12 protein-coding genes are annotated in these 14,614 nt (G+C 67.9%); 8 read left to right on the top strand and 4 right to left on the bottom strand.

Annotated elements, in window-relative coordinates; genetic code table 11:
- Positions 1–4 precede the first annotated feature (4 nt).
- The 7 genes from YIM_RS17570 to YIM_RS17545 all read left to right on the top strand — a co-directional run bounded on the left by YIM_RS17570 (position 5) and on the right by YIM_RS17545 (position 9,295).
- Positions 5–271: an HPr family phosphocarrier protein gene (locus YIM_RS17570; protein WP_153031384.1), complete on the top strand. Its 267-nt coding sequence runs from the start codon at positions 5–7 to the stop codon at positions 269–271.
- A 52-nt stretch (positions 272–323) separates the two neighbouring features.
- Positions 324–1,841, top strand: coding sequence for a DUF222 domain-containing protein (locus YIM_RS17565; RefSeq protein ID WP_153031383.1), 1,518 nt, complete (start codon positions 324–326; stop codon positions 1,839–1,841).
- 866 nt (positions 1,842–2,707) lie between these two features.
- Positions 2,708–3,952 (top strand): cytochrome P450, encoded by a 1,245-nt coding sequence (locus YIM_RS48600; protein ID WP_194240189.1) that lies wholly within the window; start codon positions 2,708–2,710, stop codon positions 3,950–3,952.
- On the top strand, positions 3,859–5,451 hold the full coding sequence (locus tag YIM_RS17560; protein ID WP_228004795.1) for an FAD/NAD(P)-binding protein: 1,593 nt from the start codon (positions 3,859–3,861) through the stop codon (positions 5,449–5,451). The genes YIM_RS48600 and YIM_RS17560 overlap by 94 nt, the downstream gene beginning before the upstream one ends.
- Positions 5,448–7,157, top strand: a complete 1,710-nt coding sequence (locus YIM_RS17555) for a non-ribosomal peptide synthetase (protein WP_153031381.1) — start codon at positions 5,448–5,450, stop codon at positions 7,155–7,157. Before YIM_RS17560 ends, YIM_RS17555 begins: the two co-directional genes overlap by 4 nt.
- A complete protein-coding gene (locus YIM_RS17550) occupies positions 7,157–7,942 on the top strand; it encodes a thioesterase II family protein (RefSeq protein WP_153031380.1) in 786 nt (261 codons plus the stop codon). Before YIM_RS17555 ends, YIM_RS17550 begins: the two co-directional genes overlap by 1 nt.
- Before the next feature lie 12 nt (positions 7,943–7,954).
- Positions 7,955–9,295: a cytochrome P450 gene (locus YIM_RS17545; RefSeq protein WP_153031379.1), complete on the top strand. Its 1,341-nt coding sequence runs from the start codon at positions 7,955–7,957 to the stop codon at positions 9,293–9,295.
- A gap of 1 nt (position 9,296) precedes the next feature.
- Here YIM_RS17545 and YIM_RS17540 read toward each other — a convergent pair whose 3' ends face one another.
- A complete protein-coding gene (locus tag YIM_RS17540; RefSeq protein ID WP_153031378.1) occupies positions 9,297–10,103 on the bottom strand; it encodes an SAM-dependent methyltransferase in 807 nt (268 codons plus the stop codon).
- Positions 10,104–10,215: 112 nt separating this feature from the next.
- Here YIM_RS17540 and YIM_RS17535 point away from each other — a divergent pair, with 112 nt between their 5' ends.
- Positions 10,216–11,034 carry a serine hydrolase gene (locus YIM_RS17535; protein WP_153031377.1) on the top strand — a complete coding sequence of 273 codons (819 nt, stop codon included), beginning with the start codon at positions 10,216–10,218 and terminating at the stop codon, positions 11,032–11,034.
- On the opposite strand, the gene YIM_RS17530 is transcribed toward YIM_RS17535, so the two are convergent.
- The 3 genes from YIM_RS17530 to YIM_RS17520 form a co-directional block, all read right to left on the bottom strand.
- Positions 11,031–11,975: a D-2-hydroxyacid dehydrogenase family protein gene (locus YIM_RS17530; RefSeq protein ID WP_153031376.1), complete on the bottom strand. Its 945-nt coding sequence runs from the start codon at positions 11,973–11,975 to the stop codon at positions 11,031–11,033. The genes YIM_RS17535 and YIM_RS17530 overlap by 4 nt on opposite strands.
- A gap of 21 nt (positions 11,976–11,996) precedes the next feature.
- Positions 11,997–13,184 (bottom strand): endonuclease/exonuclease/phosphatase family protein, encoded by a 1,188-nt coding sequence (locus tag YIM_RS17525; RefSeq protein ID WP_370468995.1) that lies wholly within the window; start codon positions 13,182–13,184, stop codon positions 11,997–11,999.
- Between the two features lie 96 nt (positions 13,185–13,280).
- Positions 13,281–14,582, bottom strand: coding sequence for a GrpB family protein (locus tag YIM_RS17520; RefSeq protein ID WP_153031374.1), 1,302 nt, complete (start codon positions 14,580–14,582; stop codon positions 13,281–13,283).
- Between the last annotated feature and the right edge of the window lie 32 nt (positions 14,583–14,614).

Below are 14,614 nucleotides of genomic sequence, written 5' to 3'. Positions count from 1 at the left end.
CTCAATGCCGGAGCGACGTGTCAAGGTGGCTAGCAAGGTGGGCCTGCACGCCCGGCCGGCCGCGCTGGTCGCCAAGGCCGCGGCGGCCCAGCCGGTGGCGGTCAGCATCGCCAAGGACGGCGGCACGCCCGTCGCCGCGGGCAGTGTGCTCAGCTTGATGACACTGGGCGCCGCACATGGCGACGAAGTGGTCATCACCGCGGAAGGAGATGGCGCGGAAGCCGCGATCGAAGCAGTGGCCGAGCTGATCGAAAGCGACCTGGACGCGTAGCGACAGAGCCGAAAAGCCGCCCCGGGGCAAGTCCTCTGGGGCGGCTTTTCCTATGCGGGGCTCACCCGGAAGCCGCATTCTCACCGGACACCATCACGCACCGCAGCAATCGCCCGCGGCCGCTTCCACAGCCCCGTTCCCGTTCTACGCGAACGGGCCGTTCGCTCACTTATTTTTCGACGCTTCCACCTTCCCTGATCGCCGACACCAAGCCTCTGAACAGGCATTATGGGAGAATTCCACCCTCGAGACAGGCCTCCGGCGCGTCACCGTAACCACCACCCACGACAGTTCCGCCGCACTGACATGGGCTCACGATCGTGTGCTTCGAAATGTCGGACACGACGGTTACCGTCGAGCCATGGAAACCACAACCACGAAGCCCACCGAACTTCACCGCATCGTCGCCGACCTGAAGCAGAACGAAAAGGAGATCTCACGCCTGCACGCACGGAGAATGAAGCTGGTCGCCGAGTTCTGCCGAAGATCCGACGCGAGACGAGGTCTCCCCGAGCAGGTCGCCCTGGCACTGTCGATGACCAAGCACCGGGCCGCGGCCACCATCACCGCTGCCGAGAAGCTGACCGCGCACATGCCCAAAACCTTCGCGCTGCTGGAGAAAGGCAGCATCCCGCTGACCGTCGCCGAGCGCGTCCGGGACGCGACGGCCTGGCTCCCCGACAGCAAGTTGCCCGAAGTCGACAGTCAACTGGAGAACGCGCTCGAAGGTCGCAACCCGACGCAGGCCAGGAGGATCACCAACCGGACGGTCGCCAAGGTCGACCAAGACGGCCACGCCGATCGCGCCAAGGGCCGTCGCCGAGGCCGCCATGTGCGCCTCCGCCACGGCGATACTGGGACCGCCTCCCTTGCGGTGGCGGCTGCCCCGATCGAGCACGCCCTCGCCGCGTACGCCAACGTCGACCAACTGGCCCGGCGGCTGAAGACCGCGGACGAGACGCGCACGCTGGACCAACTCCGCGCCGACACGATGCTGGATCTGCTGATGGGCAAGCAGTTCGGTGGCGAAGTCCTGACCCACTGCTACCTCTACCTGGACGCGACGACTTACGCGGGACTGAACAACAAGCCCGCGGAGTTGGCCGGGCACGGCATCATCCCGGCTTGGCTCGCCAGGGAGATCTGCAGCGGACGGAAGACCGTGTTCCAGCGGATCATCACCGAGCCGCAGAGCGGTCAGGTCACCGAACTGGGCGAGAACAAGCACAGCGCGACGGGTAACGTCACCGAACTCGTCCGGGTGCGCGACCGCGAGTGCCGTAGCCCCGGATGCACAAGGCCGGCGAAACTGACCGAACTCGAACTCTGCGAGCACCACGACGGCCGGACCGAGAGCGCGCGGATAGGCACGTGCCCGGCCGATCACAAGCTCCAGACCGTTCGCGGTTGGCGTCACACCCTGGAGGCCGACGGCTCGCTCACCGTCACCACACCCAGCGGTGAGACCTACACCAGCACGCCGGAGCCTCTGCACGAACCGCGCACTGCACAAGACGACGCACTGCCAACCGCGGGTGACCAGGGTCCCAACTATTGCCGTTGTGCGTGACACCGAGCGCGCCTGAGTCACACATCTGCCCACCCTGACGACGTCACGAACTCCAGTTCAATGCGCGCGGACAAAACGAAAACCCGAACTGGCAAAAGTGTGCGCCAGATGCACAAATTCGCCGAAGCCGACGTGCAATGCCATTGACGAAGCACCAAACCGCAGTCACGTCACCACAATCTGACCGAACCACGAACGCTGAGCGGACAAGTTGAACGATTCCAACGCCAGCACACCGCCGATTCGCGGCGTGACTCTGCGCCAGATGGCGGCACGACAGCCCGCCGGTAGCACCAGGCACGCCAGTTCGCCGAACAACCTGCGTTCATTCGGTGGATGTACCCGCACAAGAGTCGGGCGGACACTGAGAGCGAGGGCTGGCAATGTTGCCATGCCCACTCCGCCGGCCCCACCATGCGGGGCAACCCCAAAGCAGAAGGGAGACCCAACCACGGCAAGGTAACGACACCCGCGTGCGCCTGGCGCCACCCTGCCGAATGACGCCACCCAGCATTCGCTCCAGTGGGCCAACCGCACGAATCAACGGCGACCAAGTGTCGCAGCACGGAAAAACGCCGCGACGCGAAGCATTACATCAAATTATCGACCGGACTCCCGCCTTATATTGACGAACGGCTTATTCGCTTGTGCAACTTCAACTAGTCGTTGATTTCACTGTTGGCATGGGGCAAGTAACGCACTACAATCGACCCCTGTCGACGGACAGTCGATTTGTTCGATCCCCGCCTTCACGCCGCGCGAAATTCATTCTTCGCGGCCACCTGAGTGCTTTCGGAGATTATTGACGCGACTTCAGGGCCATCGCGCGCCTCAAAGTGACGTCCTCTCCGCCGGAAGGAGCGTTCGTGTCCTCGTGCAAAGTGGCCGGCGGTCACCCACAACTGACTCCGGCACGCGACAAGCGGCAAGCGGCTTGCCCGAAGGACCTCAGCGTCTACAACCTCATCCTCCGCCCAGCCGCCGCACGACAGCATCTGACCGCCCTGGTCCAACGTGGAGCAGTGCACTGGGATCCGTACGTGTCAGCCTGGTTGATCTGCGGCGCGGACGAAGTGTCCTTGGTGCTGGCGGATGAACGGTTCTCGTCGAAACGGCTCAACGCCAACAGTGACAAGGCACCCTCGCGCGACGCAGCGGAATCCACTATGGACGCGATGGTGTCTCGGATGATGCTCCTGAAGGATGGGGCCGAACACCTGCGATTGAAGAAGGTCGCCCGAGCCGTCCTCGCTCCACAACGGATCCAAGCACTCGAGCCGTCGATGCGCGCGCTCGCCGCTGAGTTGCTTCCGCTCGACAGCCCAGGCGATCTCGACTTCGCGGGGCACGTGGCGAAGGAGTTTCCGTTGCGGGTACTCGGCAAACTGCTCGGCATCGACGAGTCCGACCTGGACATGGTGCTCGCCGGGTCGGACGCGATCACGGCCATCGTCAGCGGACTGGACCGCACGGTCGATCCGGAGATCCACCGCCGGGCCCGCACGCTGTACGAATACGCCCTTCGGCTGGTTCGCGAACGCCGGGAAGCACCTGGTGAGGACGGCATCAGCGCGCTCGTGCGCGCGGCCGACGACGAAGGGCTGCACGACGCGGACATCGCAGCCAATCTGGTCATGCTGATCGCTTCCGGCCATCAGACCATGCCCGGCTTCCTCTCCATCTCCCTTCATGACGCACTGACCTCGGACGTGTCCGCCCTGGAACTGCACAGTGCGCTGGCCAGCGTGACTCCCTCTCGTTTTGTCGGCAGGGTCGCGACCGCGGACATCGATGTAGGCGGGTGCCGGATCCGCGCCGGCGACAAGGTCCTGGTTCTCCTCGCCGCTGCGAACTGGCAATTGGCTTCGACGGGCAGGGGGAAGCGCCACCTGGCATTCGGTCACGGGCGGCATCGATGCGCGGGAGCCGCGATGGCCGAACTCGAAGGCGCTGTGATGTTCGAGCGAATGGCCCAGGCCGTGCGGTCGGGCGCCCGGCTGACCGGCGCGGGCGTCGAGTGGAATGGCGACGCGAACTTGCCCTCTCTCACCAAGTTGCCCATCCGGTTCGACCGGACAGCCAAGGCCACCACGCCACTGTCCGATCGGTGAGCGTTGTGCGCATAGGGATAGTGGGCGCGGGAGCCGCCGGAACGAGCGTGCTGGACAAGCTCGTGCAGGACCTCGGGAAGGCAGCCTCCCTCGCACGGGAGCACGAGATCACGGTCTTCGATCCGAGCATGCGGTTCGGACCTGGGCGGGCCTACCTGCCGGGAAGCGAGAAAGCACTGCTCAACCTGCCAGCGAGGATGATGTCGGTGCGCCCCGGTGAACCTCGGCATTTTGTGGAGTGGTTGGGCGAACGTGGCCACGACCTCCTGACTGGCGAGGAGTTCCTGGCTCGTAGCGTCTACGCGCGCTACCTGGAGGACGTAGTCGCCGCCGCGGTGTCGCTCGGGCGCCGCCGCGGTGTTCGGATCAGGTTGGTGGGCGACCGGGTGTCCTCGATCAGCCGAGGAATCGACGCGTTCACCGTGCACACCGCAGCTGCCGACCAGCACCGTTTCGACGCCGTCTTCTTGTGTCCTGGCACGACCGAGCCGGTCGACACCTATGGTCTTACCGGCAGGACCGGCTTTGTCATCGACCCGTATCCGCTTCGCAAAACGGTGTCACAGATCGGGCGCGAGCAAACGGTAGCGGTGCTGGGCACCGGACTTACCGCCATCGATTTTGTCCTCGAACTGGCGGCTTCAGACCATCAAGGACAGATACTGGCCATCTCTCGCAGTGGCTACCTGCCCAGTGTGCGTTATGCAGGGCAAGGTCCCGGCCTGGTCGCGACGAGCGAAAACACAGTCAGCACCCTCGCCGAAGCGAGAGGCTACCTGTCCTTACTGGACATCTACCGGGTACTGCGTACAGAGTTCCGCGCGCACAACGTGCCGATGTCCGACCTGTGGCGCGAACTGCGCAGCGATGAAGCGCCCGCAACCCGCTTTCTCCGCCATGTCGATGAGGCCCGCGACGGCACACCGTGGCACATGGTGCTCGTTGCCGTCGCCCGGTATCTCGTCGACAAGGCGTGGCCACTCTTCGACGACGCCACCAGAGCCGCCTTCATCAGCCGGTGGCACGGCGTCTGCGCTCGGTTGTGCGCCCCCATGCCTCAGGAGGCGGCGGCGGAACTGACCAGGCTGTTGGGCACTGGGCAACTCCATCTCGTTGGCGACGTCGAAATGGTCTCTGCCACCGAGAATGGGTTTCTGGTAGACACGGCGTCGGGCCGGTATGTCGCTGACTGCGTTGTCAACTCGGTCCGACCGCGTGTGCCGGTCGTTCCGCGGCGGGCGAGACAGCTGGTGGGGTCGATGGTCCACGGCGGGTTGGCCGTGCCCCACCCGTTCGGCGGGATACGCATCGACGTCGACACCGGCCTGGTTCAGGACGCCACTGGGGCCGCTGTCCCCGGTTTGTACGCGCTGGGCGAGCTGACGGTCGGCGAACGTTACGTGGAAACGACCATTCTCGGCGCCATCACCCGGCGCGCAGCGCAAGCGGTGCAGCACCTCATCGACCGTGATCCGGCAGTGAGACAGGAGCGACCATGAACTCGTGCGTCGGCGTGGCCGACCGAACCGTAGGCGATCTCATCGAACGGCGGATCCGCGCGGAAGGCGGCCGGCCGTGCGTGTCCGCAGTGGACGGTGAACTGAGCTATGCCCAGTTCGGAGCGTTGGTCGAGACGATCGCCGCTCAGTTGACCAGGCGGAACCTCGTTCGAGGGGAGCTTGTCGCGGTCGAGATACCGCGCTCGGCCCTGACCGTAGCGGCCGTGCTCGCGGTGTGGCGTGCGGGCGGCGCGTTCCTGCTGATCGAACCGACGCTGCCCGAACTGCGCCGCGCCGAGCTGATCCGTGACGCGGGCGTTCGCCTCGTGGTGTCTGCCAGAGTACGGTCCGGGGTGGTCGACGACGCGGTGGAAATCGCCGAGCGCGGTGAATGGCGCTGCCCCGCCGAAGTCGTCGACCCGGCGGAACTCGCCTACGTCATCTACACCTCCGGGTCCACCGGCAAGCCCAAGGGAGTCCTCGGCCGCCATTCTTCGTTGCTGTCGGTGGTCCGGACGGCCGAGCGGCATTTCGGGTTGCGGGCGGACGACCGGGTGGCCATGCTCGCGCCGCAACACGTCGAAGCGATGATCTTCGAGATGATCGCGTCGCTGGCGCTCGGCGCTCACCTCGTCGTTCCCACCGAACAACAACGCTTACCCGGTCCCGAACTGGATCGGTTTCTGCAGCACGAACGGGTGAGCGTGCTGGTTGCCACGCCGTCGCGGTTGCGTGAGATGAACCCCGACCACCTCCCCGCGCTGCGGGTGGTGATCTGCGGTGGCGAGGATCTGCCGTCGGATGTCGCCCAGCGCTGGGCTTTCGGCCGCACGCTCGTCAACAGCTACGGCGTGTCGGAAGCGACGATCGCCAGCACCTACATCGAGATCGATCCGGACGACACGCGGCGAATTCCGATCGGGCGGACGTGCGACGGCAGTGAGATCGTCGTGCTGGACGACGCGTTGCGTGTGGTTCCCGACGGCACACCCGGCGAGCTGTTCATCGGCGGCGACGGCGTGACGCTGGGCTACCTGGGACGACCCGAGCTGACCGCGGAGCGATTCGTCGAAGTAGGCGGCCGGCGCATGTATCGCACCGGCGACCGTGGAGTGCGCGAGGCGGACGGCCTGCTCTACTTCCTCGGCCGTAATGACGACCAGGTGCAGATCGGTGGCTTCCGGGTTGAACTCGGCGAGATTCGCGCCGTGCTGCGGGAGCATTCCGCGGTCCATGACTGCGCCGTGCGCGAGGACGCCGGGCGGCTGGTGGCCTACGTCGTGGGCAAGGCGAACCCGGATGTCGCTGCCATGCGACGCTGGCTGGCCGAACGGCTGCCTTCCTACATGGTTCCCAGCTTGTTCATCCCGGTCGACAAGCTGCCGTTGACCTCGTGGGGCAAGGTCGATTTCGCGGCACTGACCCTGCCGACGGAGTTCACCGGGCGGAACGGCGACGGCGGGAGCCTCAGCGAAACGCAAGCCGCGCTCGGCGAGATCGCGGCGGACCTGCTCGGCCTGGAGCGATTCGACTCGGCAGATCTGCGGGCGGATCTCTTCCTGCTCGGCATGACGTCTTCGCTGATCACCCGCTTCGTCCGACGGGTCGCCGTCGATCTCGGTACCGAGTTGAGCCCGGTCGACGTGTTCGAGCGTCCGACCGTGGCCGAACTGGCCGGTGTCGTCGACCGGAACGAGGAGGGCTGATGGCACCGGAGCCGGAAGGTCCGTGGTTCCCCCAGGTCGACCGGCGGCAGCGAGCCGCGGTCCGGTTGGTCTGCGTCGGCGCAGCGGGCACCGGGGCTTCCCAATTCGGCACATGGTCGAGGGCGTTGCCCGAGTCGATCGAGGTCTGGCCGGTATTGCTGCCTGGACGCGAGCGCCGGATTCGCGAGGAGCCGCTGCGGCGGATCGACCGGATCGCCGACGAACTGCTCGCGGAGCTGGTTCGGCTGGCTGAACCCGGTGGACCGCCGTGGGCTTTCTTCGGGCACAGTTTCGGCGCGCTGGTCGGCTACGAAACGGCACGGAAGCTGCTGGACTCCACCGACCTCGCCGTGGACGGGCTGGTCGCGTGCTCGATGCCCGCGCCACATCTGCAGGCCAATCGGCTGCCGGTGGCCGCCGACGACGATGCCGCCCTGCTCGACTGGGTCAGGACGTCCGGCGGAGTGGACGACGTGCTGCTCAGCGACGCGCGCTTCGCCCGTTGGCTGGCCGCCGACCTGCGAGCGGCGTTGGACTGCCGCCGGTCGTACCAGCTGGACCGGCCGGTGCCACTGAGCTGCCCGGTGCTGGTCGCCTCCGGTGCCGATGACCCGCAGGTCGATCAGGACGACCTCGAGCAGTGGCGGTACTGCACAACGGCCGCCTTCGAGCGGGTCACCGTCGGGCACGGGCACTTCTTCCTGCGAAGCCACCAGGACGCGCTGCTGAAGCTGGTCGGCGACCAGCTCATGCGGTGGCGCTCCGCGCGATCCAGCAGTTCGTGAAAGGAGCGGTCCATGACGCGAGAAGGAGCCCGTCCACCGGTGGCACCGGGTGGGCGGCCGGTGGTCGGGCACGCGCTGCGGTTGTTCCGCCGGCCTCTCGAGTTCGTCGATCGGCAGCGAGCCTGCGGTGACGTGGTTTCGTTCCGCCTCGGGCGCGAGCCCGCGTTCCTGGTGAACAGTCCCGCCACGGTGCGCGAACTGCTGGTCGAGCACAACCAGGTGACCAAGAACGGCGTGCTCTTCGAGAAGCTCAAGGTGCTCGGCGGCGACGGGATCGGCAGTTCGTGGGGCGAGCCGCACCGGCAACGGCGTCGCATGCTCGCGCCCCTGTTCACCCAGGAGCGCGTCACGGGATACGCGAACACCATGCGGTCGGCGGCCGAGGAGCAGACGTCGAACTGGGTGGACGGCGCGCCGCTCGAACTGGGCCGCGAGCTGAACGAGATCGCGGCCGCGATCCTGGTCCGATGCATGTTCGCCTCGGATGCGGGCAGCGAGACCGCGAGGGAAGCCGCCCGCTGGCTGCCGATCGTGTTCCGCGGGGTGGGCAAGCGGGCCTACGCGCCGACGGGCCTGTTGTACGCGCTGCCGACGCGGTCCAACCGGTTGTACACGGAGGCGGGCAAACGGGTGCACGCGCTGATCGACGAGGTCATCGCGGTCTACCGTCGAGAGGGCACAACGGGCCGCGACATGTTGTCGGCGCTGCTCAAGGCCCGTGACCCCGAATCCGGCGAGACGCTCACCGATCAGCAAGTGCACGACGAGGTCATGACCATGTTCTTCGTCGGGACAGAGGTCTCGTCGGCAGCTCTGAGCTGGCTGTTCCTCCAGTTGGACCGGCACCCCGAAATCGCGGAGCAGGTCTACCGCGAACTCGACGACGTGCTCGGCGACCGGCCGGTCGAATTCGACGACCTGCCGAAGCTCGAATACGTCGCGCGGGTGGTCCACGAGACGCTGCGCCTCTACCCGCCGGGGTGGTTGTTCCCGCGCATCCCGACGGTCGACATCGAGGTGGGCGGCTACGCGATCCCGGCCGGGGCGAACGTGTTCTACAGCCCGTACGTCCTGCATCGCGATCCGCGGTTGTTCCCCGAGCCCGACCGGTTCGACCCCGATCGGTGGTTGCCGGAGCGGGCTGAGCACGTGCCGCGAGGGGCGTTCATCCCGTACGGCGAAGGGGTCCGGGTGTGCATGGGCGGCTCGTTCGCGGCGGCGGAGATGCTGATCGTGCTAGCGGTGGTCCTCCGGCGCTGGCGCCTGCCGTTACGACCGGGTGCGCGCGTGCGGCCCGTCGCGTCGACCACGCTGCACCCCGATCACCTGCCGGTGGTGGCGCGCCGGCGCTGACTCAGCGCTTGCGCGCCACAACGGCGTAGTGGCCGGAGCGCTCGGGATCGGCCGCGAGCGGGCCGCCCAGTTCCGGGCGCCACTTCGCGGTGAGCACCACGCCCGGTTCCACGGGCTCCAAGGGGCCCAGAATGTCGGTGATCTGCTCGGCGGACCGGAGCGTGATCGGCGCCGCGGTTTCGGCGAAATGCTCCACCGCGGCCGCCATTTCTTCCTCCATGTTGCGCGAGGTGAAATGTGTCATCGCGAGCAGGCTTCCCGGCGTCACCGCGTCCGCGTATTTCGCAATCAGACCCGCTGGATCAGCTGAATCGGGAATGTACTGGACAACGCCGAGCAGAAAGAGCGCGATCGGGCGGTCGAAATCGAGCAGGGCACGGGTCTCCGGGTGCGACACAACCGCGGCGGCGTCGCGGAGGTCGGCGCGCAGGATGGTCGCGTTCGGGTTGTCCGCCAGCAGGACCTCGCTGTGCGCCACGGCGATCGGGTCGTGATCCACGTAGAGCACGCGGCTCTCCCGGTTCAACTCCTGGGCGATTTCGTGCACGTTTCCCGAGGCCGGGATGCCGGAACCGAGATCGAGGAACTGGCGTACCCCGGCCTCGACACAGAAGCGGACCGCGCGACGCAGGAAAAGCCGGTTGAGCCTGGCCATCTCGCGAAACGGCCCCACCTCGGCGAGACGTTCGGCCACCGCGCGGTCCTCCGGGAAGTTCAGCGAACCCCCGAGCATGTAGTCGTATACGCGCGCCAGCGCCGGTTTCGTGACATCGACACCGAGCGCCGCCCAATCCACCGAATGCGCCATTCGCGCCCCTTTCACCAGGCCGGAAGCGAACGCACAAATGCCGGCAACAGATTCTAAAATGACACGGAGGGCACTCAGTAGGCCATTCGGCCGCTGATTGTAGGGTGGGCCCATGGAGAGCTTGCGGTTGATCGACCAGTGGCCGGTGGAGAACGCGGCAGCGGCGGTGGTGCGCGCCGACGGCACGGTGGCCGGCCGCCACGGCGACGCGGGCCGGGAGTTCCCCCTGGCCTCGGTCACCAAGCCGCTCACGGCCTACGCGGCGCTGATCGCCATCGAAGAAGGCGTCGTGGAACTGGACACCCCGGCCGGTCCAGCCGGGGCGACCGTCCGGCACCTGCTCGCCCACACCTCCGGTCTGGCCTTCGACTCGCACAAGTCGATGGCCGAACCGGGCAACCGCAGGATCTACTCGAACACCGGGTTCGAGCAGCTCACCGAAGCGCTGACCGAGCACTCGGGCATCCCGTTCACCACCTACCTGGCCCAGGCCCTGTTCGAACCGCTGGGCATGGCGAACACCCGGCTCGACGGCTCCCCCGCCGCGGGCGCGGTGTCCACCGTGGACGACATGGTCCGGTTCGCCGCGGAGGTCCAGCAGCCCAAGCTGCTCGACGCCTCGACCGTCGCGGAGGCGACGTCCGTGGTGTTCCCCGGGCTGACCGGGGTGCTGCCCGGGTACGGCAACCAGAAGCCCAACGACTGGGGCCTCGGCTTCGAGATCCGCGACCACAAGAGCCCGCACTGGACGGGTTCGGCCAGCTCACCGCGGACGTTCGGCCACTTCGGCCAGTCCGGCACGTTCATCTGGTTCGACCCGGACGCCGGTGCCGCGTGCGTCGCGCTGGCTGATCGCCCCTTCGGCCCGTGGGCGGTCGAAGCGTGGCCGCCCTTCACCGACGCCGTGCTCGCGGAGCTGGGCGGGAGCTAGGGCTCCATCACCCGGATCGGGCTGCCGGCCTGGTAGGCGGCGATGTCCTCGACGGCGTCGCCGTAGAAGACCTCGTAGACCTCGCGGGTCACGTAACCGATGTGCGGGGTGAGCACCGCGTTGTCCAGTTCACGGATGGGGTGGTCCGCGGCCAGCGGCTCCTCGTCGTAGACGTCGATCGCGGCCGCGCGGATCGCCCTGCCGCGCAGGGCGTCGAGCAGCGCGGTCTCGTCGACGATCGGGCCGCGCGAGGTGTTCACCAGCAGCGCGGCCGGCTTCATCAGCGCGAACTCGTCCGCGCCGACCAGGCCGCGCGACCGGTCGCTGAGCACCAGGTGCACCGACAGCACGTCCGACTGGCGGAACAGGTCCTCCTTGCTCACCGCGGTGACCCCGTGCTCGGCTGCCCGCGCCTGGGTCAGGTTCTGGCTCCAGGCGATGGTCTCCATGCCGAACGCCTGGCCGATCCGCGCGACGCGGGCGCCGAGCCTGCCAAGGCCGAGCAGGCCGAGCGTCTTGCCGTGCAGGCCGGTGCCGACGGTGCGCTGCCAGCCGCCGTCGCGTACCGACCGGAATTCGGTCGGCAGGTTCCTCGAGGCGGCAAGGATCAGCGCCCAGGTGTGCTCGGCGGTCGGGTGCGCGATGTAGCCGGTGGACGACACCACCACGCCGTGGCGGTTCGCCGCGGCCACGTCGATCGCCGCGTTCCGGTGGCCGGTGCTCACCAGGAGTTTCAGGTCAGGCAACCGGGACAGCAGTGCCTCGTCGAAGCGGGTGCGCTCGCGCATCGCCACGACCACCTCGGCCCCGGCGAGCCGCCTGGCCAGCTCGTCCCGGTCGCCGATGTGCTCGGTGAAGACCTCGATCTCGGCCCCGAGTGAGTCCCAGTCGGCGAAGCTCAGCGCGACGTTCTGGTAGTCGTCCAGGATGGCGATCTTCATGCCGGTCAGGCTAACCCCCGCTCAGGACCACCGGGGCACCAGCACGTCGACCCGGACCAGGTGGTGGTCGGAGGCGTCGTTCAGCCTGGCCAGCGGCGAATCCGGCAGCGGCCAGAACACCTCGGCCCGCCACGGGACCAGCCCGTGCGACGGCAGCACGTAGTCGACGCGGAGGTTGCCGGGCGTGTTGTCCGCGAAGTCGCCGGTGTCCAGGAAGGCCGGTCCCCGGTGCGTGGTGTTCGCGCCGCCCTGGTCACGCGCGGCCTGCGCACCGCCGAGGCTGGCCGGGTGCGGGTCGATCACGCGCGGCGCGCGCAGCAGGCGCTCGATGCCACCGTCGATGCCGTCACCGTCGTGCTGGTCGGCGTTGTTGTCACCGGCCACGACGAAGCGGTCGCGCGGGCCGAGCCCGCCCCGGCCGCCGCGGTCGTCGTAGATGTACCCGGCCTTGCCGGGGGTGACGTAGTCGGCCCAGAACCGGACCTCGTCGTGGTTCTTGGTGCCGTTGCGGTCCTCCGGTCCGTCGAATACCGGCGGCGTCGGGTGGGACACCAGGAAGTGCACGTCCGATCCGGCGACGCGGATCGGCAGGTCCCAGTGCGATTTCGAGGACAGGCGCAGCACGTCGAGGATCTCCGGGGAGTACCAGTCGCCCTTCGCCGGGGTGGCTGGGTCGTCCGGCAGCAGCGCGCCCGGCATGTCGGCCCAGCGGAACCGCTGGAAGGTCCGCGCGGCGGCGGTGTCGATCGGGTACTTCGACAGCACGAGCATGCCGTACTGGCCTTCGAACACGCCGAACCCGTGGGCATCGTTGCCGCCCTCGACCTTGCCGTTCCGGTCCAGGTCGAACCCGGTGGGCACGCCGGTGTTGGCCGGCGCGGTGAACGCGTACGGGTAGTCGATCGGCGCGGCGCCGTTCTGGCCGACGCCCAGGTAGTTCTGCCGGAACAGGTCGGCCGCCGCGTTGCCGGGGACGTAGTCGAACTCGTTGACCAGCAGCACGTCCGGGCGGTTGCGCTGGATGACCTCGGCGGCCTCGCGGGCCTGCGCGTTGTCCGGGGTGGACAGGTCGGCGACCAGCTGGCCGGCCTGCGCGCGGTTCAGCGACGCGTTGAACGTGGCGAACCGGACGCTCTTCGACGCGGTGGCCTCCGCCGTCGCCGGAGTGGTCGCCGCGACCAGCGCGGCCACGGCGAGCACGGACGTCACGAACCACCTGGATCGCTGCATTGTTCTACCTCCCGGGTCGGCGTCACTCTAAGCGATCACGACCGGGTGAAACAGAACCCGGGAGGTGAACAGTCGCTACGCCTCCGGGGTGAACGCGCGGAAGTAGAGGAACCGCGGCGCGGTGGTCAGCGACGCGTAGGCGCGGGGCGAAATCTCCCGGCATTCCGGCAGCGGCATCGGCTCGTCGATGACGTCCACGGTGAACCCGGACTCGCGCAGCGCGCCGAAGGTCTGGCTCAGCGGGCGCCGGTAGAACCGCACGTCGACCTCACGGCCACCGAGCTGGAACTGGTCGGTCACCTGCTCGCGGCGGAAGTAGTCCGGCCGGTCGAACCAGTGCCAGTCCTCGGGGTGGTGCACCGACATGACCAGGGCCCCGCCCGGCCGCAGAACGCGCCGGAACTCGGCGAGCACCGGCCCCCAGTCCTCCAGGTAGTGCAGCACCAGCGACGCGGTGACCAGGTCGAACTCGCCGTCGGCGAAGGCGAGCGGTTCAGTCAGGTCGCCCTGCTGGAACCGGGCGCGGTCGCCGAACTCGCGTTTCGCCACGTCGACCATCGCCGGGCTGCCGTCGAGGCCGATCACGTCGGCACCGCGGTCGGCGAGTGCGGCGGTGAGGTGCCCGGCCGCGCAGCCCACGTCGAGCACTGTGCGCCCGTCGAGGTCGCCGGCCAGGCGCAGGATCGCGGGCCGGTCGTACAGCTCCTGGTACGGGTTGCGCCGGGCGTGCTCGGCGTAGTCGGCGGCGAATCCGTCGTACTGGTCGTGCTCGGTGGGCGGCGCGGCACCGCGGCGCGACACCGGCCGGCCGAGCGCGCGGCCCATGATCTCGTCGACCACGTCGTTCTTGGCGTCGGCGTAGTTCTGGATGTACTTCCACTTCCGCGCGGCGAGCTGCCGCTTGGTGGCGGCGTAGAGTTCGCGGTCCTCCTGGTTGGACCGCAGGCGGTCGCGGAAGACCCGGTACCGCTCGATCTCCTTGGTGTCCGGTGAGTAGACGTGCAGGTTGACGTTGGTGTCCGGGCCCTTGAACGCCCGGTGCCGCTCCCAGTCGGGTTCGCGGATCGTCAGCCGGTAGCCGGCGGCTTCCAGTTGCGGCACGTAGGCGTCTTCGTCGTCGGAGTCGGGTACGACGAGCATGATGTCGATGATCGGCTTGGCGCACAGGCCGGGCACCGAAGTCGAGCCGACGTGTTCCATCAGCACGACCGTGTCCCCCAGGACCTGTCTGATGCGGGCGGCCTCGCGCTCGTACAGCGCGGGCCATTCGGGGTCGTAGTCGACGAGCGTGACGGTGGAGTTGAGCACCGGCGGCTTGTCGACCCAGGCGGTTTCCACGTCGGAATCGGAATACTTCTCGCGATCCGGTTTCGGCATGACTGGCTTGGTCCTTCCTCAAGGCAGTCCGC

Source organism: Amycolatopsis sp. YIM 10 (genome assembly GCF_009429145.1).
Classification (GTDB): Bacteria; Actinomycetota; Actinomycetes; order Mycobacteriales; family Pseudonocardiaceae; genus Amycolatopsis.
The sequence above is the reverse complement of the archived record's forward strand: the minus strand, read 5'-3'. Positions and strand labels throughout refer to the sequence as shown.